The organism is Nocardia sputi, from assembly GCF_023501985.1.
The window spans coordinates 134825-160081 of the sequence record NZ_JAMFLC010000003.1 but is presented as its reverse complement, the minus strand read 5'-3'; the positions used below and the strand labels follow the sequence as shown (position 1 = coordinate 160081).

Here is a 25257-nt window from a genome sequence, read left to right as displayed (position 1 = left end):
CCGCTTGGGCGCAGAAATGAATAGTTGCCCATATATTGCTGCGAGCAGTTAAAATGCACTTATTTTCGCTGTGGCCGCACAAGGATGGGCTGTGGGTTCCGCTGTCCTTCTCTTCGGTGGCGGTGACTGTCCCGACTTGATCGCGGTCCCCATCCGGCATGTACCATGCCCGATCGCGGGTGTTCATCATCGGATGCACCCCCGGGTATCAGGTGCTTCGCAGTTGATGCGTGCGCGTGGTGATCGCATCGCGGCGAGGCGTGCCGCGGCCACATCGCTCGAAACGAGATTGGAAACGCCCGGCTTCCGTGCGGAGTCGAGAGCTTTGATGCCACTAGACTGACCCGGACTGCTGTCAGATAGCTTGTTCCGCCTGAGTGTCGATGCTTCACCCCAGATTCAAAAGTTCTGTTTTCAGATTCTGAACTACTGGAAATGACGACAAACGGGAGGTGTGGAAGGCGTCGTTGATGTCACGCACGGATCCGATTCGGATACCTGGCGCTGACGGAACCAGCTACATGCGGTACCTGACCGGCGCGGCGAAGAGCAGGGGCAGCGCCGCCTCGGAGTAGACGAAGTGCATATAAAAGCCAGATTTCGGATGCGGTGGGCCAACGCCCTTCCGCCGTGCTGCGACGCGTCCGGGTATGAATGAGGGGTCATGCGATGAATCTGAAGTCAGACGGAACCGCCGACGGCGATCTGGGGCTGATTCCGCTCTCGAGTGCGCAGTACGGCATGTGGCTCGCGGACCACATGCCCGGCGGACCGGCTGTCAACATCGCACAGTACGTCGAGATCGAGGGCCCGGTGGACCTCGACGTGTTCAACCGGGCCGTGAACGCCGCCGGGCACGAAACCGAGTCCCTTCTCGTGCGCGTGGTCGAATCCGACGGCCGCCCGTACCAGTACGTCGACCGCGGCATCATCCACGACGAGCCGCTGCTGGATTTCAGCGATGCGGAGGATCCGGTCGCGGCGGCGATGGAATGGATGCGTCGCGACTACAACACCAAGGTGGTCGACCTCAGCCGCGACCGGCTCACCGCGACCAGGCTGATCCGGGTCGGCGAAAACCACTACTTCTGGTACGGCCGCGCACACCATCTGGTGATCGATGGGTACGGCGCCTTCAACATGCTGACCCGGATGGCCGAGCATTACAACGCCCTGCTGGAGGGCAGGCCGCCGACGCGACTGGACGCGGCTAGCCTGCGCGAGATCGTCGAAGCGGAGCAGGCCTATCGTGCCAGCAGGCGGTACGAGACGGACAAGGCCTACTGGCTGAACAAGGTTTCCGATCTTCCGACGCCGGTGAGCCTGTCCGGCCGCACTGCCCGGGCAGGCAAATTGGACCGCGTGGCCGGGCTGCAGCTGCCCGCGCACCTGTCCGACCGGCTCGATCGCTTCGCCGAGGAGGTGAACGCGTCCGCCGCGCAGGTGGTGATCGCCGCGTTCGCCGCGTTCCTCGCCCGGATGACCGGCACCGACGACGTCGCTCTGTCGATGCCGGTGACGGCGCGAGTGACCAAGCGCCTGCGCAACGCCGCCGCGATGCTGGCGAACATGGTGCCGATTCGCTTCGCCGTGCGGCACTCGACCACCGTGGAGGAGCTGGTACGCGCCTCGGTGTCCGAGCTCGTCTCGGCGATGCGTCACCAGTTGTACCGGTTCGAGGATCTGCGCCGCGACTCCGCCGCGCTCGACGCGTCGGCGAACTCCTTCGGACCGATCGTGAACATCCTGTTCTTCGACTCGGAGATCCGCCTCGGCTCGGCCGCGGGCCGCTACCGCGCGCTGACCTCCGGCGCGCTGGACGATCTGCAGTTGAACCTGTACCGCTCGGGGGCGGACGCGCCGCTGCTCATCGAGTTGCACGGTAACGCCAACCTCTACCGGCAGGGCGAACTCGAATCGCACGCGGATCGGTTCGTCGATTTCCTGCACCGGATGATGGAGTCGCCCCTGGACACCCGCATCGGCGACATCCAGCTCGTCGGGCCCGCCGAGGAACTGCGCATCGTGGAGGAGCTCGCGGGCCACGACGGCCGATCCCCCTCCGCGACACTGGTGGATCTGCTGGCCCGGCAGGCTGCGGCTACCCCGTCCGCGCCGGCCGTCACCTCGGACGACACCACCCTCACCTACCGCGAACTCGACGAACGTTCCAACCGGTTCGCCCGCAGGCTCATCGCGCTCGGCGCGGGACCGGAATCACTGGTGGCCATCGCGATGCCACGCGACGCCGATCTGATCGTCGCCGCGCTCGGCGTGCTGAAATCGGGCGCCGGGTACCTTCCGCTGGACACCGCCCACCCGGCCGAGCGGCTGGAATACGTGCTGGGCGACGCGAACCCGATCGCCGTGGTGACGAAGCCGGGCATGCGCGAGCAGGTGCCGGGTGACCCCGGCCGCGTCGTGCTGTACGATGACGTTCTCGCCGCGGAGCGGGCCACGGACCCGATCACCGATGCCGAACGGACCGGTCCGCTGCGTCCCGACCACCTCGCCTACATCATCTACACCTCCGGATCGACCGGCCGGCCCAAGGGCGTCACGATCACCCACCGGGCCGTGTCCACCTACCTGGTGAACTCGTGCGCCGAGATCGGTATCCGGGCCGACGACGTCTGGACGTTGTTCCATTCCTTCGCCTTCGACTACTCGGTGTGGGAGATCTTCGGGCCCCTGGTCACCGGAGGCCGGGTCGTCGTCGTGGACAGCCTCACCTCTCGCTCGCCCGATGACGTCGTGCGTCTCGCGGCGCGGGAGAAGGTCACGGTCTTCAGCCAGACGCCCTCGGCGTTCTACCAGTTCGCGGCCGCGCGTCAGCGGTACGCGCACGCCGGGGAGCCCGAAGGCGAGTTGTCGCTGCGGTTGATCATCCTTTCGGGCGAAGCTCTCGATCCGGCCGCCCTGGCCGACTGGTACGAACACAATCCGAATCTGCCTGTGCTGGCCAACAGTTACGGGATCACCGAGACCACCGTCTTCGTCACCTACACCGGCCTCACCCCGGACATCGCCGTTCCGGGCGCACCGAGCACCGTGGGTCCGGCCCTGCCGGGCTTGCGCACGTATGTCCTCGACGAGCGGTTGCGTCCGTGCCCGCTCGGCGCCTGGGGCGAGATCTACGTAGCGGGCACGCAACTCGCGCGCGGCTATCTCGACCGACCGGCGCTGAGCGCGGGACGTTTCGTCGCGAATCCGTTCGGGCAGCCCGGCGAGCGCCTGTACCGGAGTGGCGACGTCGCGCGCTGGAATCACGAAGACGAACTGGAATACCGCGGCCGTGCCGATCAGCAGGTGCAGTTGCGCGGATTCCGAATCGAGCTGGACGAGATCCGCAACGCCCTGCTCGGCCACAGCAGCGTCGCCGCGGCGGTCGTGGTCGTGCATCTGCCCGGCACGGAGGCGGCCCGGCTCGTCGGCTATGTCGTACCCGCCGTGGGCGCCGCCTGCGAGGCGGACGACCTGCGCACGCACGTCGGTGGGCTGCTGCCGGAATACATGGTGCCGTCGAGCATCGTCGTGATCGACGCGGTGCCGTTGACGGTGAACGGCAAGGTCGACTACCGGGCACTGCCCGAGCCGGTGTTCGATTCGGCCGCCGCGTACGTCGCGCCACGCACCGTCGTCGAGGAATCGATCGCGGACGTCTTCGCGGAGGTCCTCGGCACGGACCGGGTGGGCGTGCTGGACAGCTTCTTCGAACTCGGCGGCAACTCGATCACCGCGACCAGCGCGGCGGTGCGCATCGCGGAAGTGACTCGTTGCGACGTGTCGGTCCGTGACCTGTTCGTCAAACAGACCGTCGCCGAACTCGCCGCTCATCTCGAGGACACTCGCCGCTCCGCCAGGCCCGTGCTGCGGGCGGCGGCCAGACCGGAGCCCATCCCGCTGGCACCCGCGCAGAATCGGATGTGGCTGGTCAACCAGACCGACCCGACGTCCGCGGCCTACAACATCCCGCTGATCGTGCAGCTGACCGGGCGGCTCAACGCCGCGGCGCTGCGTGCCGCGCTGACCGACGTGATCGACCGGCACGAATCGCTGCGCACCGTCTACCCCGCCGTCGACGGGGAAGGAACACAAGTCGTCCTGTCGGCCGACGAGGTCGTCGCCGGTCTCGACCTGACCCCGCAGCCGACCGATCCGGACGACATCGACCATCGGATTCGCGAGCTGGCATCGGTCGGGACGGATCTTCGCGAACGCGCGCCGATCCGGGTGGCGCTGCTCGCGACGGCCGACCGCAGGCGGCATGTCCTCGTCGTCGTCCTGCACCACATCTGCTGCGACGGCTCCTCCCTCCGGCCGCTCGCGGCCGACGTCGCCGTCGCCTACGAGGCACGGGCGGAGGGCAAGATCCCGGACTGGGAGCCTTTGATCGTCCAGTACGCCGACTACAGCATCTGGCATCGCAGCCTGCTCGGCGACCCGGACGATCCGGATTCTCGGTCCGCCCATCAATTGCGGTATTGGTCGCGGCAATTGGCGGGGATGCCGCCGGTGCTGGAACTGCCCGCGGACCGACCGCGTCCAGCCCGCCGATCCATGCTCGGCGACGTCGCCGACACCGTGATCCCGGCCGAGACCTTCGCCGGGATCGAACGTCTGGCGCGCGCGGCCAACGTCACCACGTTCATGGTCGTCCACGCCGCGCTGGCCGTGCTGCTGGCCCGGTTGTCGGGTTCGGCGGACATCACCATCGGCACGCCGGTCGCCGGACGCGGCGAACGCGCGCTCGAGCCACTCATCGGCATGTTCGTCAACACCGTGCCGCTGCGCACCGAGGTGTCCTCCGAGGAGTCGTTCACCGAGTTCCTGGCCCGTGTCAAGGACATCGATGTCGATGCCTTCGCCAACAGCGACGTGCCCTACGAGCGCGTCGTGGACGAACTGCATCCGAAACGGTCCATGGCGTACGCGCCGCTGTGCCAGGTGTATCTCGCTTTCGAGAACATGGACCGGGCGAGCTTGGAGTTGTCCGAGCTCACCGTCGAACTCCTGGATCCGGGGCCCGAACCGGCGAAGGTGGACATCATCGTCACCGTCGCCGAGAACACCGCAGCGGGTGGGGATGTCGCACTGCGGATCAACTACGCGACCGACCTGTTCGACCGGGAGACCGTCGACGAGCTCGCCGAGCGGCTGAACCGGGTTCTCGACGCGTTCGTGTCGAATCCGCGGGCGCGGGTCGGTGACGTGGATCTGTTGTCCGGCGTCGAGCGACTGGGTTTGGTCCCGGCCTCCGGCGGTCGTGCCGAGACGCCCCGGGTTCTGGCCGACGTCCTGCTGGTCGGCGATCGCGGCACGCCCGCCGTGGTGTCGGGGGATCGGGTGCTCTCGTACGGGGAGTTGGACGAGTGGTCCAACCGCGTCGCGCGGGTGCTGATCGAATGGGGTGTGGGGCCGGGGGATCAGGTCGCACTGGCTATGGGGCGGTCGGTGGAGTTCGTCGTCGGTGTGTGGGCGGTGGCGCGGGCGGGCGCCGCGTTCGTGCCGATCGACCCGCGCTATCCCAGCGAGCGGGTCGCGCACATGGTCGCGGACGCGGAGGTGGAGGTCGCGCTCACGGTCGAGACTTCGTGCGCTCTGCTTCCCGGGCACGTGCGGCAGCTGGTGCTCGACCATCCGGGCACCGAAGCGTTCATCGCGGCACAGTCACCGGCCGCGGTGACCGACGCGGACCGCGTGCGCGCTTGCCGCGTGGCCGACGCGGCCTACGTGCTCTACACGTCGGGCTCCACTGGCAAGCCGAAGGGCGTGGCGGTCACCCACGAGGGCCTGGCGAATTTCGCGATCGAACAGCGCGAACGGTATCGCGTCGACCGCAGGTCACGGGTGTTGCAGGTGGCGGCCCCGGGTTTCGACGCGGTCATGCTGGAACTGCTGATGGCCCACGCGAACGGTGCGGTGCTGGTCGTGTCACCGCCGGAGGTGTTCGCCGGCGCGCAGCTGGCGGAGTTGATTCGCGCGCACGAGGTGTCGCACGCGTTCGTGACCCCGAGCGTGCTGGCGACGATGTCGCCCGCCGGGCTCGATTCGCTGGAGGTGCTGGTGGCCGGCGGCGAAGCGGTGCCGGCCGAGACGGTCGCGGTGTGGGCGCCGGGACGGCGCCTGCACAACGGATACGGACCGACCGAGACCACGATCATGGTCGCGATCAGCGATCCGTTGTGCGTCGGCGACCCGGTCACCATCGGCGGCCCGATCCGCGGCATCGACGCGGTGGTATTGGACGACCGGTTGCGGCCCGTCCCCGTCGGGGTGACCGGACAGCTGTACGTCTCAGGTGTGCAGCTCTCGCGCGGATACCTCAATCGGCCCGCGTCCACGGCCGCCACTTTCGTCGCCAACCCGTACGGCCCCGCGGGTACCCGGATGTACGGCACTGGTGACCTCGCGCGCTGGACCACCGAGCACACTTTGGAATATCTGGGGCGCACCGACTTCCAGGTCAAGATTCGTGGCCAGCGCATCGAACTCGGCGAAATCGAAGCCGTTCTCGCCGGACACCCGGCGGTCGCGGCCGCGGTCGTGGTAGGCGTGCCCACCGACGGCGGAACACGACTGGCGGCGTACGTGGTGCCCGCCGACGGCGCCGTCGATACCGCGGAGCTGACGAAGTACGCGGCCCAACGCCTGCCCTCGCACATGGTGCCGGACACGACCATGGTGCTCGACACCCTCCCGCTGTCGTCGGTGGGCAAGGTCGACCGCGCCGCGCTGCCGGAACCCGAGTTCGCCCCCGCCGTGGAATTCGTCGCACCGCGCAACGCGACCGAGCAGATCGTCGCCGACATCTGCGCGGGCGTGCTGGGCATCGAACGCGTCGGCGTGCTGGACAGCTTCTTCGATCTCGGCGGCAACTCGCTGTCGGCCACCCGCGCGGCAGCGCAGCTCAGCGGCGCGTTCGGCGTCGAGGTTCCCTTGCGCGCGATCTTCGAGACGCCGACCATCGGCGCGCTGGCGGAGCGCCTGCGCAGCGCGGACGCGGCGACGCGGGAGTCCCTGGTACCGCAGGAGCGTCCGGACCGGATCCCGTTGTCACCCGCCCAGGCCCGCATGTGGTTCCTCAATCAATTCGACACGAGCTCGCCGGTGTACAACATCCCGCTGGTCGTGCGGATGTCGGGCGACCTCGACGTGGCGGCGATGCACGCGGCGATCGCGGATGTGCTCGCGCGGCACGAGGCGCTGCGGACCGTCTATCCGGACAGTGACAGCGGACCGCATCAGGTGATCGTCCCCGTCGAGGCGGCGCTGCCGCCGCTGGCACCGGTGACGGTCGCGGCAGGCGAGGTCGAGGCGCGTGTCGTCGCGGAGGTGACGGTGGGCTTCGACGTCACCACCGAGGTTCCGTTCCGGGTGGCGCTGTTGCGCAGCGCGCCCGACGAGCACTCCCTGGTGCTCGTCGTCCACCACATCAGCTTCGACGGGTCCTCGCTCGCGCCGCTGGCAGCGGACCTGATGACCGCGTACAAAGCCCGTGTCCGGCGCCAGCCGCCGCAGTGGGCGCCGTTGCCCGTGCAGTATGCGGATTACGCGCTGTGGCAACGAAAACTGCTCGGCACGGAGGACGACCCGCACAGCCCGACCGTCGCCCAGACCCGATACTGGCTCGCGGCTCTCGCCGATCTGCCGGAAGTTCTCGATCTGCCCACCGACCGTGCGCGGCCTGCCAAGCAGTCCTTCCACGGGGGGACGGTCTCGGCGACGCTGCCCGCGGATCTCCACCGTGAGGTGGTCTCGCTGGCCCGCCGCCACGACGCGACGGTCTTCATGGTGATGCACGCGGCATACGCGGCGCTGCTGGCACGGCTGTCCGGTACCGGGGACATCGCGGTGGGCACACCGATCGCCGGTCGTGGCGAGCCGGGACTCGACGGCCTGGTCGGCATGTTCGTCAACACGCTGGTGTTGCGGACGTACATCGAGCCCGGCGCGTCCTTCGTCCGGATCCTGGATCAGGTCCGGGCCACCGACCTGGCCGCCTTCGAGAACGCCGACATCCCGTTCGAGCGTCTCGTCGAGGTGCTGAATCCGCCCCGCTCGACGGCGCACGCGCCGCTGACGCAGGTGGGTTTCTCGTTCCAGAACATCGAGATCCCCACGGTGGAATTCGAGGGCCTGACGGTGTCGGCCCAGATGGCCGACCCGAGCGTGGCGAAGTACGACCTGCACCTGAATCTGGTCGACGCCTTGGAACCGGTCGGCGAACCGGGCGACATGGCAGTGGAATTCGGTTACGCCACGGATCTGTTCGACGAGGCGACGGTCACCGCGATGTTCGAGCGCTACCTGCTGTTGCTGCGCGCGATCGTCCTCGATCCCACCCGCCCCATCGGCGACATCGATCTGCTGACCGCGCAGGAGTCGAGCCGGCTCCGGATGCGGTCGTACGGGGTGGCGACACCGCTGCCCGCGGTGACGATCGCGGATCTGTTCGCCGCGCAAGTGGCGGCGACGCCGGAGCATACGGCGGTGCTCGACGACGTGAGCGGCGCCCGTCTCGATTACCGGGACTTCGGCGCGCGGGTGAATTCGCTGGCCCGCGCGCTGATCCGCCGCGGCGTCGGCCCGGGGACCGTCGTGGCGGTGGCGATGCGGCGCTCGGTCGATCTGCTGGCCACGCTGTACGCCGTTCATGCCGCGGGCGCGGCCTACCTGCCGCTGGATCCGGATCACCCGGTCGACCGCGTGCGCGCCGTCCTCTCCGCCGCACGTCCGGTTGCGGTCCTGACCCGGCCCGACGACCAGGCGAGCTTGCCCGGTGACGTGCCGGTGTGGGCGCACGCGGAGCTCGAAGCCGAGCACGAGGACTCCTCCGCGGTGACCGACGCGGACCGGACCCGGCCACTGCGCCCGGAGGATCTGGCCTATGTCATCTACACCTCCGGCTCGACGGGTGTGCCCAAGGGCGTGGCGGTCCCGCACGCCGCGGTGGTGAACCAGCTGCGCTGGATGCACGATCACTACCGGCTCGACGGCGACGACGTCATGCTGTTGCGGACGCCGGTGACATTCGACCTGTCGGTCTGGGAGCTGTTCTCGGCGCTGACCTGTGGCGCGGCAGTGGTCGTCGCAGGCCCTGATGCCCACGGCGACCCGCACGAGGTCGCTCGGCTGATGGCCGAACATCGGGTGACGACGGTGGATTTCGTGCCGTCACTGCTGTCGGCGTTCCTCGAGGTCGCTACTTCGCGTCGGTTCCCGGCGCTGCGCCGTGTGCTGTGCATCGGCGAGGCGCTTCCGACCGAAACCGTTCGGCGTTTCCGGGATTTCAGCGATGCGCGCATCGACAACCTGTACGGCCCGACGGAGGCCGCGGTCAGTGTCACGGCCCATCGGATCGACACTGTCGAGGGCGTGGCCGTGCCGATCGGCGTTCCGGAAGCGAACGTCACCGTTCATGTGCTGGACTCCCGGCTGCATCCCGTTCCGGTCGGCGTGACCGGTGAGTTGTACCTGGGTGGCGTACAGCTGGCTCGCGGATATCACGAACGACCCGGCCTGACCGCGGCGACGTTCGTCGCGGATCCCTTCGGCGCCGGGGGCGGGGCTCGGCTCTACCGCACCGGCGACCTCGTTCGCTGGGACGAAGCCGGCGAGCTGCGCTATGTCGGCCGCGCCGACACCCAGGTGAAAGTGCGCGGCCTGCGCATCGAGCTCGGCGACATCGAAGCCGCGCTGATCGCGCACGAGCAGGTGCACGCGGCCGTCGCGCAGGTACGCGCCGACAGGGGCGAGCAGCGGTTGGTCGCGTATGTCGTCGCGGACGCGACGCTCGACGTCAGGCAGGTGCGGAGCTTCCTGTCGGACCGGCTGCCCGCCTACATGGTGCCCTCGTCGGTGACCCGGATCGACTCCGTGCCGCTCAATGCGAACGGCAAGGTGGACTACCGGGCGTTGCCCGAGCCGGACCCGAGTGCCCAGGTGGCCGAGTTCCGTTCGCCGCAGGGCCTGGTCGAACAGGCGATCGCCACGGTCTTCGCCGAACTCTTCGACCGGCCCGAGATCGGCGCGGACGACAATTTCTTCGAGCTGGGCGGCAACTCCCTCGTCGCGACTCGCGCGCTGAGCCGCATCGGTGACGTCGTCGACGTGACGATCCCGGTCCGAGCGATCTTCGAGGCCCCGACCGTGGCCGGCTTGGCCGAGCGTGTCGCCCGGTTGCGCGCGGTTCCGAGCCTTCCCGCGCCCACCCGGGTCCCGCGGCCGGACCGGATCCCGCTGTCGCACGCGCAGACACGGATGTGGTTCCTCAACCAGTTCGATCCCGCCGCACCCGGATATGTCGTGCCGCTGGCGATCCGGCTGGACGGCGCGCTCGATCCGGCCGCCTTGGCGGCCGCTGTCGGCGATGTCGTGGAGCGGCACGAGAGTTTGCGCACCATGTATCCGGCCGTCGACGGCACACCCACCCAGGTCGTGCTCGACACCGAGGACGTCTTGGCCACCTGCGATCTCACCCCGCAGGCGGTCGGCGAGCGGGAACTGCCGCACCGGCTGGCCGAATTCTGCGGTATCGGATTCGACGTGGCGAAGGCCGTGCCGCTGCGCGTCGCGCTGTACCAGTTGTCGGACGCGGCGTGGACGATCGCGCTGGCTGCCCACCACATCAGTTGTGACGGCTTCTCGGTGGCTCCGCTCGCCGCCGACCTGGTGGTGGCGTATCGGGCCCGTTCGGGCGGTGCCGCACCGGCCTGGGCGCCGCTGCCGGTGCAATTCGCCGACTACGCCCTGTGGCAGCGCGCGGTGCTCGGTTCGGCGGATGACCCGGACTCCTATGTGGCCCGCGACATCGCCTACTGGCGACAGCAGCTCGCGGGGGTGCCGGATCTGCTGGAATTGCCGACCGACCGGCCCAGGCCGCTCGAACAGTCCCAGCGCGGCGCGGTGCTGCACGTCGCCATCCCCGGCGAACTGCAGGGGCGGGTGGAGTCGCTGGCGCGGCGAGCCGGAGCCACCACGTTCATGGTGGTGCACACGGCGCTGGCGGTGCTGCTGTCCAGGCTCTCCGGCAGTGCCGATGTCACCGTCGGGGTGCCGCACGCGGGCCGTGGCGACCGGTCGCTGGACAACCTCGTCGGCATGTTCGTCAACACCTTGGTGATGCGCACCCGGATCACGCTCGATCAGACCTTCGCCGGCCTGCTGGAGGAGGTGCGGCGCACCGATATCGAGGCCTTCGACCATGCCACCGTGCCGTTCGAACAACTGGTGGACGCGCTCAACCCGGTGCGATCCACCGCCCACACACCGTTGTTCCAGGTGCTGCTGGCCTACCAGAACATGACTCGAGCTCGCGTCGAGCTTCCGGGGCTCACCGTGGAGAACGTGGACCCGGGCGACAGCGCGGCGATCTACGACCTGTTGCTCATGATGAGCGAAGGCCACGGCACGCACAACGAGCCGACCGGCATGACCCTGCGCCTGACCTACGCCACGGACCTCTTCGACGAGGACACGGCACGGTGCTTCGCCGACCGATTCGTCCGTGTCCTCGACGCCGCGGCCCGCGACGCCGAGTGCACCGTCGGCGAGATCGAGCTTTTCGGCGCGGCGGAGCGGTCCGAGGTGCTGGAACGGTGGAACGACACCGGTGGCTCCGCCGCACCGGGCCGGACGCTCGTCGACATGTTCGACGAACAGGTCGCGCGCACCCCGGACAGTACGGCGATTCGGCTCTCGGATGGCACCGCGTGGACTTACCGGGACTTCGACGCCCGTGTCAACCGCCTCGCCCGATGGCTCATCGCGCGCGGCGCCGGGCCGGAAACGATTGTGGCGGTGGCCGTCCGTCGGTCGGCCGAACTCGTCACCGCTGTCTACGCGGTGGTCAAGGCGGGCGCCGCGTTCCTGCCGATCGACCCCGACCATCCGAGCGCGCGTATCGCGCACGTGCTGGACGCGGCCCGTCCGCTGGTGGTGCTCACGACCGCGGCCGACAGCGCGGATCTGCCGAGCGGATTCGAGTGCGTGCCCCTCGACCGGCTGGACGTGACGAACCTGTCCGCGGCCAGGGTCACGGATGCCCAGCGGCGCATGCCGCTGCGGCCCAACCACCTCGCCTACGTCCTGTTCACCTCCGGGTCCACCGGCGTCCCCAAGGGGGTGGCCCTGACCCATGCCGCCACCGTGAGCCAGTTGGCGTGGGCGCAGCGGCAGTGGCCGCACGACACCTCCGACGCGGTGCTCCACAAGACGCCGATCACGTTCGACATCGCCGTGTGGGAGTTGTTCTGGCCGTTGCAGACCGGTGCGCATATCGTCGTCGCCGAACCGGACGGACATCGCGACCCCGCTTACCTGGCAGACGTCATCGCCCGGCGCCGGATCACCACCGTGCACTTCGTCCCGTCGATGCTCGATGTCCTGCTCGAATCCGTGGGCGCGGCACGACTGCCTTCGATCCGGCGGGTCTTCGTCGCGGGTGAGGCGCTGGCGCAACGCACCGTCGACGACGCGGCGCAGGTCTTCGCGGGAGCCGAGCTGGTGAACTGGTACGGGCCCGCGGAGGCGGAGGTGGTCACGTCTGCGCGGTGCGCACCGCACGCGACGACCGCCACGACGGTGCCGATCGGAGCGCCCGCGGCAGGCATGAAGGTCTACGTGCTGGATTCGCGGCTGCGGCCGGTGCCGGTCGGGGTCGTCGGCGAACTGTACGTCTCCGGCATCCAATTGGCGCGCGGGTACCACGCGCGCGCCGACCTCACCTGCCGCGCCTTCGTCGCGAACCCGTTCGGTGTGGCGGGGGAGCGGCTGTATCGGACCGGTGACCTGGTCCGGTGGCGGAAGACGGGGGAGCTGGAGTACCTGGGCCGCAGCGACTTCCAGGTGAAGGTGCGCGGTCAGCGGGTGGAGCCCGGTGACATCGAAGCCGCGCTGCGTGCGGTGCCGCAGGTGGCGCGTGCGGTGGCCATCGTGACGACCGAGCGCATCGTCGGATACGTGACGCCGGTGCCGGGCGCGGTGCTCGACGGGCGCGCGATTCGCGAACAACTGACGCGCACCCTGCCCTCCTACCTGGTTCCGGACGGTGTGCAGGTGCTCGATGCGATGCCGCTCACCGCGAACGGCAAGCTCGACCGTTCGGCGCTGCCTCAACCGGTGTTCGACACCGGGGAAACCTTCGTATCGCCGCGCACCGAGGCCGAGGCCGTGCTGGCTCGCCTGGTCGCCGAACTCACCGGGGCCGACCGCGTGAGCGTGACGGCCAACGTCTTCGAAATCGGTGTGAACTCGCTGTCGGCTGCCCAGCTCGCGGCGCGTGCCCAGGCAGCCGTCGGTGTCGACGTCGGCATCAAGGACGTTTTCGACGCTCCGACGATCGCCGCACTCGCCCAACGTATTTCGACGCGCACCGGGTCCACCGTGGCGCCGCTGACGGCACGGCGACGCCACGGGGTCATCCCGTTGGCGGCGGCGCAACGGCGGATCTGGTTCCTCAACCAGATCGACACCGGCTCGGCGGCCTACAACATCTGCTTCGCGGCCCGCTTGACCGGCCCGCTGGACATCGATGCGCTGCGGGCCGCATTCCTCGACGTGGTGACCAGGCACGAGCCCTTGCGGACGGTGTTTCCGCTCATCGAGGGCGACCCCTGCCAGGTGGTGCGGGACGTCGCGTCCATCGCCGCTGATGTGACGTTCGAACCGGAGCCGGTCTCCGGAGAGACGGAACTGGGCGACCGGATCCGGGATGCCGTGGAGGCGGGCTTCGACATCGCCGACGCGGTGCCCGTGCGGGCGCGGCTGTATCGCACCGCCTCCGAGGAGCACGTCCTGGTGGTGGTGGTCCATCACATCGCGGCCGACGGCGCATCGATGGCTCCGCTCGCCCGCGACGTCTTCGCCGCGTACGGGGCGCGGGTGAGCGGCCATGCGCCGCAATGGCAGCCGTTGGAGATCCAGTACGCCGACTACGCGCTGTGGCAGCGGGAGATGCTCGGCTCCGAGGACGAACCGACATCGCTGATCGCGCGTCAGATCGAGTACTGGACCGACGCGCTCGACGGCGCTCCGGAGCTGCTGGCCCTGCCGACCGACCGCCCGCGTCCCGCGACCGTTTCGATGGACGGCGGCAACATCCGGTTCGAGCTGCCCGCGCGGCTGCACGACGACATCGTGCGGCTGGCCCACCGCGAGGGCGTCACCGTGTTCGTCGTCCTGCACGCGGCCTTGGCGATCCTGCTGGCGCGCACCGCGCACAGCGACGACATCTCGGTCGGCACCCCCGTCGCCGGTCGCGGCAGGCCGGAACTGGACGATCTGGTCGGCATGTTCGTCAACACGGTGGTGCTGCGGACGCGCATCGAGGACGACCGGTCGTTCCGGGAACTGCTGGCCCACGTGCGCGATGTCGACCTGGAAGCGCTCGCCCACGCCGATCTGCCCTACGAGCGGCTGGTCGAGGTCATCGGCCGTCCGCGTTCCACGGCGTACTCGCCGCTGTTCCAGGTGATGTTCGGGTTGCAGAACACCCGGGCTGCCCGGTTCGAGCTGCCCGGCATCGGTGTCGAAGTCCTCGATCCCGGTATCGCGCAGGCCAAGGCCGACCTCACCGTGCTGGTGACCGAACGCCGCGACGGCGACCAAGCCGCCGGGATCGACGGCGAGATCATCTATGCCACCGATCTCTTCGTCGAGTCGACAGCGCGTTCACTCGCCGAGAGGTTCGTCCGCGTGCTGGAAGCGGTCACCTGTGATCCGGCCCGTCCGATCGGCCGCATCGGCCTGTTGAGCGCCGCCGACACCGAACGATTGGTGCCCGCGCGGGGCGGCGAGGCCGCACGGCCTTGCTTGCTTCCGGATGTGCTGGACGCGGCCGTGGCCACCGACCCGGCGGCGGTGGCCCTGATCGGGGACACCGGCACGCTCACCTACCGGGAGCTCGATCGCAGGGCCAACCAGCTCGCCCGCCGGCTGATCACACGAGGCGCGGGGCCGGGCGTGTTCATCGCGCTGGCCGTGCCACGGTCGGTCGACTATCACGTCGCCATGTGGGCCATCGCGAAGACCGGCGCCACATTCGTCCCGGTGGATCTGCGCTACCCGGTCGAGCGAATCGCGCACATGGTGCACGATTCCGGTGTCGAGATCGGGCTCACGCTCGCGTCGGCACGCACGTCCTTGCCGGACGTTGTGCGCTGGCTGTTGCTCGACGATCCCCACACAGCGAATGAGATCGCGGCACAGTCCGATCAGCTGGTGACGGATGCCGACCGCGGACGCGCACTGCGGCTCCAGGATGCCGCGTACCTGATCTACACGTCCGGGTCGACGGGCACCCCGAAGGGTGTCGTGGTCACCCATGCCGGGCTGGCGAGCTTCGCGGCCGAGCAGCGGGAACGCTACCGGGTCGACAGCACGTCCCGAGTGTTGCAAGTGGCGGCGCCCGCGTTCGACGCGGTGCTGCTCGAAGCGTTGATGGCACACGCGGCCGGTGCGTCGTTGGTCGTGTCACCGCCGGAGGTGTTCGGCGGACCCGATCTGGCGGAGCTGATCCGGACGCATCAGGTGTCGCATGCGTTCCTGACGCCGAGTGTGCTGGCGACCATGTCACCGGCCGGTCTGGAATCGCTGCGGATGCTCGCCGTAGGCGGTGAGATGGTGCCCGCGGAGTTGATCGCCACCTGGGCGCCCGGACGGCGACTGCACAACATCTACGGCCCGACCGAGACGACGATCGTGATCACGATGAGCGACCCGGTGCGGCCGGGCGATCCGATCGCGATCGGCGGCCCGATTCGTGGCGCGCAGGCGTTGGTGCTCGACGCGCGATTGCGTCCGGTGCCGGTGGGAGTGGCGGGGGAGCTGTACCTTTCGGGCGCACAACTGGCGCGCGGATACCTCAACCGGCGCACGGCCACCGCCGGTGCGTTCGTCGCCGATCCGCACGGTGAGCCGGGTGCACGGATGTACCGCACCGGTGACATCGTCCGGTGGACCGCGCAGCACACTCTGGAATACGTCGGCCGCAGCGACTTCCAGGTCAAGATTCGCGGTCAGCGCATCGAACTCGGTGAGATCGACGCCGCGCTGCTCACCCACCCGCGGGTGGCGGCCGCAGTCACCGTGAGCCGCACCGGCCCCGGCGGGCAGCCGCTGCTCGCCGCGTACATCGTCACCGAGACCGGAACGATCGTGGATCCGGCCACCGTGCTCGACCACGTCGCGTCGGTACTGCCCGCGCACATGGTGCCGTCGGCGCTGACCGTGCTCGACCGCATGCCGATCACCTCGACCGGCAAGGTGGATCGCAAAGCGCTGCCGGAACCGGTCTTCCGAGCCGCCGGAGACGACGCGGTGGCGGCGTCGACCGATCTGGAGCGCACCATCGCGGTCGCCTTCGCCGACGTCCTCGGCATCGCGTCGGTCGGTGTCACCACGTCGTTCTTCGCTCTCGGCGGCGATTCCATTCTGTCCATCCAGTTGGCTTCCCGTTTGAAGTCGGCGGGCGTCATCGTGACGGCGCGCGACATCTTCGAGCACAAGACCGTCCGCGGCCTGGCTCGGGTCGCCGCGGCCGCCGAACGGGTCTCGCTTTCGGAGCTGCCGGGTGGCGGCGTGGGCGAGATCCCGTTCACGCCCGTCGTTTCCTGGTTCACCGAGCGCCTCGGCGCCGCCCCGCGGTTCGCGCAGTCGATGCTGGTGCGCTTGCCGCGTGACGCGCGAGTCGGCGACGTGACCGCGACGGTGCGGGCCGTGCTCGAACAGCACGACATGCTGCGCGCGAGGCTGTGCGACCAGCGGTTGGAGGTGCCACCGGCAAGCGCCGCCGACGCAGAAGGCTCGGTGCTTACTCACACCTTCGGTGCCGACCGGGTTCCGGGCAGCGAAGGTTTCACCGCGGTGGCCGAAGCGGCGCTCGCCGAGGCCTCCGACCGCCTCGACCCGGCTGCCGGCCGGATGGTGCAGGTCGTGTGCCTGCTGCCCGAGCCGGGCGTCGACGCCGAAGCGCGCGCCCTCGTCGTCATCCATCACCTGGCGGTCGACGGTGTGTCGTGGCGGATCCTCATCCCGGACTTCGCGACCGCCTGGCAGCAGGTCACGCAAGGACGAGCGGTGGAGTTGCCCGCGCAGGGCACCTCCATGCGACGCTGGGCGCACGCGGTCGCCGACGCCGCCGCGGGCCGCGCCGAGGAATTCGAGCTGTGGCACCGGATGGCCGCGGCCCCCGATCCGCTGCTGGGCAGTGCGGTGCTGGATCCCGCCCTCGACACGCACTCGACGGTCCGGCATCTGACGGTGACCCTCCCGGTGGAGACCACCTCGGCCTTGCTGGACGCGGTCCCGAGGGCCGTGCACGGCAACGTCGACGACGCGTTGCTGGCCGGCCTGGCCGTGGCGACGACACGCTGGCGCCACCGGCGTGGAGTCGCGCACGCGGGCTTGAAAGTACTGCTGGAGGGCCATGGACGCGCCGAGCAGATCGCCGAGGGCGCGGATGTCTCACGCACGGTGGGGTGGTTCACCAACACCTATCCGGTGGCGCTCGACCTGAGCGGGGTCGAAGCGCGGGATCCGCGTGCCGCGGTGAAATCCGTGAAAGATCAGCTGCGCCGCATTCCGGACAAGGGAATCGGCTACGGCCTGTTGCGCTACCTGCACACGGACACGTCCGCGCGGCTCGCGGCACTGCCGGAGCCGCAGATCGGTTTCAACAATCTCGGCCGGGTCGGCGTCGATCTCACGACGCTGTCGGATCTCGCGTGGATCCCGACCGACGAGACGTTCGACCGGCGGTCGGCGTTCGATCCGGACATGCCCGCGGCGGCGGCCGTCACGATCGATGTGAACATCGTGGACACCCCGGCCGGACCGCGTCTGACAGCACACGTCGGCTACGCCTCCAGGCTGCTCGAACACGACGACGTAGCCGAACTCGTCGACGAATGGGTCGACGCGCTCACCGAGATCACCGCGGCGGCCCGTGCGGAGGAGGATTGGGGCTTCTCCCCGGCCGACGTTCCGCTCGTCGAGGTCACCCAGACCGACCTGGACGCCTTCGCCGGCCGCTACGGATCCCTCGCCGATGTCTGGTCGTTGGCGCCGTTGCAAGCCGGGTTGCTGTTCCACGCCGAGCTCGCGGCGGGTGATCTCGACGTCTACACCGCGCAATCGACACTCACCCTCGCCGGCGTGATCGATGAGCATCGGCTCGAGCGTGCCGCGGCCGCCCTGCTCGAGCGTCATCCCAACCTGCGAGCGGCCTTCGTCCGGACGGCGGACGGCATTCCGGCGCAGGTGATCCCGGCCGCTTCGGTCGGGCGCTGGCGGCGGGTCGACCTGCGGGACGGCACGACGACACCGGAGGAACTGATCGCGGCCGAGCGGGCGGTACCGTTCGATCCCGCCGATCCGCCGCTGCTGCGGTTCCTGCTCATCGCCGTGGCGCCGCAGGAGTTCCGGCTGGTGCTGACGGCCCACCACCTGCTGCTGGACGGCTGGTCGTTGCCGTTGCTGTGGCGCGAGCTGATCGGCCTGTACGCCGTGGGTGCGCGCGCGGAGCTGTTGCCCGCGGTGGCGTCCTACCGCGGCTACTTGGAATGGCTGGATCGGCGCGAACCGTCCGCCGGAATCCAAGTGTGGCGGGAGGTCTTGGGCGATTTCACCGAACCCACGGTGGTCGCCGACGCGCGGACGCACACGACGGTCGGCATCCCGGTCGACTCGGCCGTCGTGCTCGATCGCGCAGTCACCGCCGAGCTGGTGGAGTATGCCCGCGCTCGAGCGGTGACCATGGCGACGATCGTGCAGTTCGCCTGGGGCGTGGTGCTGGGGAACCTGCTCGGCGTCGAGCGCGTGGTGTTCGGTGGCACGGTCTCGGGACGGCCAGCCGAACTGCCGGGCGTGGAGTCGATGATCGGCCTGTTCATCAACACGATTCCGGTCGCCGTGCACGTCCCGCGGGCATCAACCATCGAGGAGGCGCTGCAGCGGTTGCAGGCGGACAACACCCGTCTGCTCGATCACCACGACGTCGAGCTGTCCCGGATCCTGTCGGCCGTGGACGCTGCCCAGCTGTTCGACACGCTGGTCGTCTTCGAGTCCTACCCGGTCGACAGCAGCGGTCTGGGCGAGGCGGACATCGACGGCATGCGAGTGATCGCGGCGGACGGCAGCGACGCCGCGCACTACCCGATCACCGTTCAGGCCCACCAGGACGACCGGTTGCACGTCAGGATCCGCTACCAGCAGGCCCGTGTCGACGACCGGACGGCCGCCGCTCTCGCCGCCCGTCTGGAAACGGTGCTGCGCGCCATCCCGGCCGAACCGCGGGCGCTGTTGGGCGCGGTCGACCTGTTGTCCGCGGCAGAGCGCCGCGCCCTGGTGCCTGCCACGGGCGGGCAGGCGCGGTCGGCCTGTGTGCTGGCGGAGTTGTTGGCCGCCGGTGCGGCGACGAATCCCGATGCGGCAGCGGTCGTCTCGCGTGCGCGGACGATGTCGTACGCCGAGCTGGACGCCTGGTCGAATCGCGTCGCCCGCGCCCTGATCGACTGGGGCGTCGGCCCCGGCGATCAGGTGGCGTTGGCGATGGCGCGGTCGGTGGAATTCGTGGTCGGCATCTGGGCCGTGGCCAAGACGGGCGCCGCGTTCCTGCCCGTCGATCCGCGGAATCCGGCCGACCGCGTGGGACACATGCTCGCCGATTCCCAGGTGCGGGTCGCGGTCACGGTCGCGGCGTCGCGGGAGCTGGTCCCGGATCCCGTCCGGCGGCTGGTGCTCGACGATCCGGCGACCCGCGAGGCGATCGCGGGCCGGTCGGCGGAGGCGGTGACGGACAGCGACCGGCTGCGGACGCCGGATGTTCGCGACGCGGCCTACGTCTTATACACCTCGGGCTCGACCGGGACGCCGAAGGGCGTTGCGGTCACCCACGAGGGCCTGGCGAATTTCGCGGCCGTGCAACGTGTCCGATTCGGCGCGGACAGCCGATCGCGCGTGCTGAACGCCTCCGCTCCGGGTTTCGACGTCGTGGTGCTCGAGATTCTGTTGGCCCACACCAACGGGGCGGTATTGCTGGTGCCGCCACCGGATGTGTTCGGTGGTCCCGAGCTGGCGGAATTCATTCGGGCACAGCGGGTATCGCACTCGTTCATGACCCCGAGCGTGCTGGCGACGATGTCGCCGGAGGGGTTGGATTCGCTGCGGGTGCTGGTGGCCGGTGGCGAGGCGGTGACACCGGAGATCGTCACAGTGTGGTCGCCGGGCCGTCGACTGCTGAACGGGTACGGCCCGACCGAGACGACGATTCTGGCCGGAATCAGTGCTCCGCTGAATCCGGGTGAAACCGTCACGATCGGTGGGCCGATCAGTGGCGTCGAGGCCGTAGTGCTGGACGCGTGGTTGCGGCCGGTGCCGGTCGGGGTGGCCGGTGAGTTGTATCTGGCGGGCGTGCAACTGGCCCGCGGATACGTGAACCGGCCGGTGGCGACATCGGGCGCATTCGTCGCGAATCCGTTCGGTGCGGCGGGGTCGCGTATGTACCGCACCGGCGACTTGGCCCGCTGGACACCGGAACACACCTTGGAATACCTCGGTCGCAGCGACTTCCAAGTCAAGATCCGCGGTCAGCGCATCGAACTCGGGGAGATCGAAGCCGTCCTGGCCGGACAACCCGGTGTGGAACACGCCGTTGTCGTGCTGCGGAAGGATGGGCGCGGTATCGGCCGGCTCGTGGGCTACCTCGTCGGTTCCGAGGACTTGGATCCGGAGGAGATCAGGGCCGCCGCGCGGCTGCGGTTGCCCGCGCACATGGTGCCCGACGCGTGCGTGGTGCTCGCGGAGTTCCCGCTCACCAGGACCGGGAAGCTGGACCGCATGGCGCTTCCCGCGCCGGAATTCTCGGCGGCGCGAGCCTGGGTCGCCCCGCGCACGGAAACCGAACGGCAGGTGGCGGAAGTGTTCGGCAACGTGCTGGACATCGACCGCGTCGGTGCCACCGACAGTTTCTTCGACCTCGGCGGCAATTCGCTGTCGGCGACGCGCGTGACCGCCCAGTTGGGCACGGCGCTCGGAGTCGGCCTCGGCGTCCGTGACCTGTTCGAAGCGCCGACCGTCGCGCAGCTCGCCGCCCGTGTGGCCACCTCCGAGCGGACCGACCGGCTGCCGCTGGTACCGCGCACCCGTCCCACACTGGTTCCGCTGTCGCTGGCACAGCAGCGGATGTGGTTCCTCAATCAGCTCGACACCTCCGTCGGTGCCTACAACATCCCGCTGGTGATCCGGCTGAAGGGCGAACTGGACATCTGTGCGTTGCGGCGCGCGTGCGAGCTGGTCATCGAGCGGCACGAATCACTGCGGACCAAGTTCCCGACCACCGACGGAACGCCTCATCAGGTCACCGTTCCCGCCGAGGCGGTCCCGGCGACGCTGACCGCGGTCACGGTCGAGGCGGAGCGGCTGATGGAGCGGGTGCTCGCCACGGTCTCGGCGAGCTTCGACGTGACACAGGCGCCCCCGCTGCGCATGGAGTTGTTCCGGCTCGACGAGCACGAGCACGTGCTGGTCATCGCCGTGCACCACATCTGCGCCGACGGACAGTCCATGCTGCCGCTCGCGCGGGACGTGGCGGTGGCCTACCAGGCGAGCAAGCACGGGACGCCACCGTTGTGGCCCGCTCTCGCGGTGCAGTACGCGGACTACACCCTGTGGCAACGGGACGTCCTCGGTGACGAGCGCGACCCCGGCTCGGTCATGGCACAGCAGTTGCGGTTCTGGAAGGACACGCTCTGCGGCCTGCCCGAGCTGCTCGAGTTGCCCACCGACCTGCCGCGGCCGCCGGTGGCGTCCATGCGCGGCCGGACGGTCGATTTCGAGATCTCCGCGTCGTTGCAGGAACGAATCGGTGCGGTCGCGCGGGCGGCGAACGCGACGGTCTTCATGGTCATGCACGCCGCGCTGACCGCCCTGCTGTCGCGGCTGGCCGGTGTCACCGATATCGCGGTGGGCACGCCGGTGGCGGGCCGAGGGGAACGCGAACTCGACGATCTGATCGGCATGTTCGTCAACACGCTCGTCCTGCGGACGCAGGTGTCGCCGCGGGAGTCGTTCGCCGATCTGCTCGCCGCGACCCGCGAGACGGATCTGGCCGCGTTCGCGCATGCCGACGTGCCCTTCGAACAAGTGGTGGAGGCGCTGAATCCGCCGCGTTCCACCGCGCATCTGCCGCTGTATCAGGTGACGCTCGATGTCCAGAACCTGAGCAAGGCCGCCTTGGAGCTGCCCGGGCTCACCGTCGAGCCGGTCGAGAACGGTTTCGAACCGGCGCAGGCCGACTTGAACCTGAACCTGGTGGAGCGGTCCGGTGACCAAGGGCATCCGGACGGCATCCGGGGACGGCTGACCTATGCCACCGATCTGTTCGTCGAGGCGACGATGACCCGGTTCGCGCAGGCCTACGTGCGGATCCTGGAAGAGGTGACCGCGAACCCGGCGGTCGCGGTCGGCGACATCGACCTCGTGGACCCGGCGCAGCGTCGCGAACTGCTCGACGCGGCCGGTGACGCCGGGGTCGCGGTGGCTGACACGACCCTCGCGGAGTTGTTCGCCGCCCAGGCCGTGGCGCGGCCGGACACGGTCGCGGTGACCGACGGTGCGTCACAGCTGACCTACGCCGAACTCGATCGGCGCGCCGCCGTGGTGGCGGCTCGGCTGGCCGAGCAGGGCGTGGGTCCGGAAACACTGGTGGCCGTGGCATTGCCGCGCACGGCCGACCTGGTAGTCGGCCTGCTCGGCGTCGTGCGCGCGGGGGCGGGATATCTGCCGCTGGACGTCGCGTATCCGCCGGAGCGACTGCGATTCATGCTCGACGACGCTCGCCCGGCCGCGGTGCTGACGTCGGCGGACCTGTCCGCGGCAGTGCCGGAATGCGCCGCGCCGGTACTGCTGGTCGAGGATTGCCGGAACGACAGCGCGGCCGTGCCGGCCGCGGTATCGGGTGTGCGGCCGGGCAACGTCGCCTACGTGATCTACACGTCGGGATCGACCGGCCGCCCGAAGGGTGTGACGGTCAGCCATCGGGAAGCGGTCACTTTGTTCGCCAACGCGGCCGAGCGGTTCGACGTGGGACCCGGCGACGTGTGGACGATGTTCCATTCGTACGCATTCGATTTCGCGGTGTGGGAGATCTGGGGCGCGTTGCTGTCCGGCGGCAAGGTCGTCGTGGTCAACTACGACACGTCCCGGTCGCCGGAGGCGTTCGTGGACGTCGTCGCCCGGGAGCGCGTGACGGTGTTGAGCCAGACACCGTCGGCGTTCTACGGATTCGCCGAGGCGGAGCGCCGGTATCGCGAAGCCGGTTGTCCGGCAGGTGATCTCGCGCTGCGCTATGTCGTCTTCGGTGGCGAGGCGCTGGATGCGTCCCGGTTGGGCGACTGGTTCGCGGCGCATGCGCCGGGAACGCCGCGGCTGATCAACATGTACGGCATCACCGAGACGACCGTTCACGTGACGTTCTCCGAGGTCACCCACGCCGGCTCGGCGGGGATCGGTTCGCCGCTTCCCGGGTTGCGGGTATACGTCCTCGACGACCGCCTGCGTCCGGCGCCGATCGGTGTGGCCGGGGAGATCTACGTCTCCGGTGGCCAGCTCGCGCGGGGTTATCTGGGCGCGCCCGCCCTGACGGCGGGACGATTCGTGGCCGACCCGTTCGATCCCGACGGCGCCCGGCTCTACCGATCCGGGGACGTGGGCCGGTGGCGGAAGTCCGCCGGCGGGCTGGAGTTGGTGTACGCGGGCCGGGCCGACGCGCAGGTGCAGTTGCGCGGGTTCCGCATCGAGCTGGGCGAGGTGGAGTCGGCCCTGCTGAGGCATCCGCTCGTCACTCAGGCCGCCGTCACGGTGCACCGGCACGATCGCGGTGTGGATCAGCTGATCGGCTACGTCGTCGGCATCGACGGCGAGCGGATCGACCCGGCCGAGGTCCGCGAGACCGCAGCGGAGGTGCTGACCGGTTACATGGTGCCCGCGGCGATCATGGTGCTGCCCGCACTGCCGCTCACGGTCAACGGAAAGCTCGACCGGAAAGCACTGCCCGCTCCCGCGTTCGAGGAGTCGACGGAGACGTTCGTCGCGCCGCGGACCCACACCGAGAAGGTGATCAGCGAGGTCTACGCGCTGGTCCTGGGCGTCGGGCGGGTCGGTGTTTCGGACGGGTTCTTCGATCTCGGCGGCAACTCGCTGCTGGCGACGATGGTGGTCACCGAGTTGCGCACGCGCGGTGTGACGATCCAGTTGCCGTGGATGTTCGACGACGCGACGCCGAAAGCGCTGGCGGCCAGGGCCGACGGCGCGGCAGGAGCCTCCGGGCTGCAAGTGTTGCTGCCGCTGCGTGCGCACGGCGCGAAGCCGGCGATCTTCGCGGTGCACCCCGCGGGCGGGCTGGCGTGGTTCTACGGCGGAGTGGTCGAACATCTGCACAGGGACCGGCCGTTGTACGGCTTGCAGGATCCCCATGTCGTAGCGGGCGAACCGGGTGCGCATTCCGTCGATGAACTCGCCGAACGCTATGTGGCCGAGATTCGCCGAGTGCAGCCGAGCGGACCGTATCACTTGCTCGGATGGTCGTTGGGCGGTGCGATCGCGCACGCCGTGGCGGTCCGGCTCCAGCGAGCGGGACAGCGCGTCGGCATGCTGGCCATGATGGACAGTGCAGTCGGCGACTCGGAGGCGCTGGCCGCGTCGATGAGCACCACCGCGGACCAGCCCGCGCCGGGTGAGCTGATGGCCGATCTGCTCGGTGGCTGGCGAGAGCTGTTCGATCTCGGCGCCGAGGTGACAGCGGACACCCACGAGCGGGCATGGGCGGTGATCCGCGATCAGGTGACCGCCAGCGGAATGTTCACCGCCGAACAGGTCGACCGGGTGATGGAGAGTTTCCAGACCGCGGCCGGCATCGCCCAGGAGTACCGACCGGAGGTTTTCGACGGCGACCTGGTCTTCTTCACCGCGGGCAAGGACCGCGCGGACCACGACGCCGTCGTGCGGACGTGGCGGCCCTTCATCACCGGTGACCTGCACAACACGGTCGTCGACGCACGTCATCTCGAATTGACTCACCCGCACGCCCTGGCTGTCATCGGCCCGATCCTCGAACGGTTCTCGAACGCCGATTCGGCCTGAGCCTGCGCCGCCGCCCCGAACGCGGTCGGCTCGATAGCGGCGGAAACCGCGGCCGGTGATACCGGCCGCGGTTTCCGCGGTGACCGCCGGGGGAGAGCCCGCCGGTCGTGGGATCCG

1 protein-coding gene is annotated in these 25257 nt (G+C 69.4%); it reads left to right on the top strand.

What is annotated here, in order from left to right:
• The first annotated feature begins 669 nt into the window (after positions 1–669).
• Positions 670–25140, top strand: a complete 24471-nt coding sequence (locus M8859_RS05465; RefSeq protein WP_249643944.1) for a non-ribosomal peptide synthetase — start codon at positions 670–672, stop codon at positions 25138–25140.
• Positions 25141–25257: the final 117 nt, after the last annotated feature.

Coding starts and splice junctions, on each gene's coding strand:
- M8859_RS05465 (WP_249643944.1), top strand. CDS start 670: ATGAATCTGAAGTCAGACGGAACCGCCGACGGCGATCTGGGGCTGATT.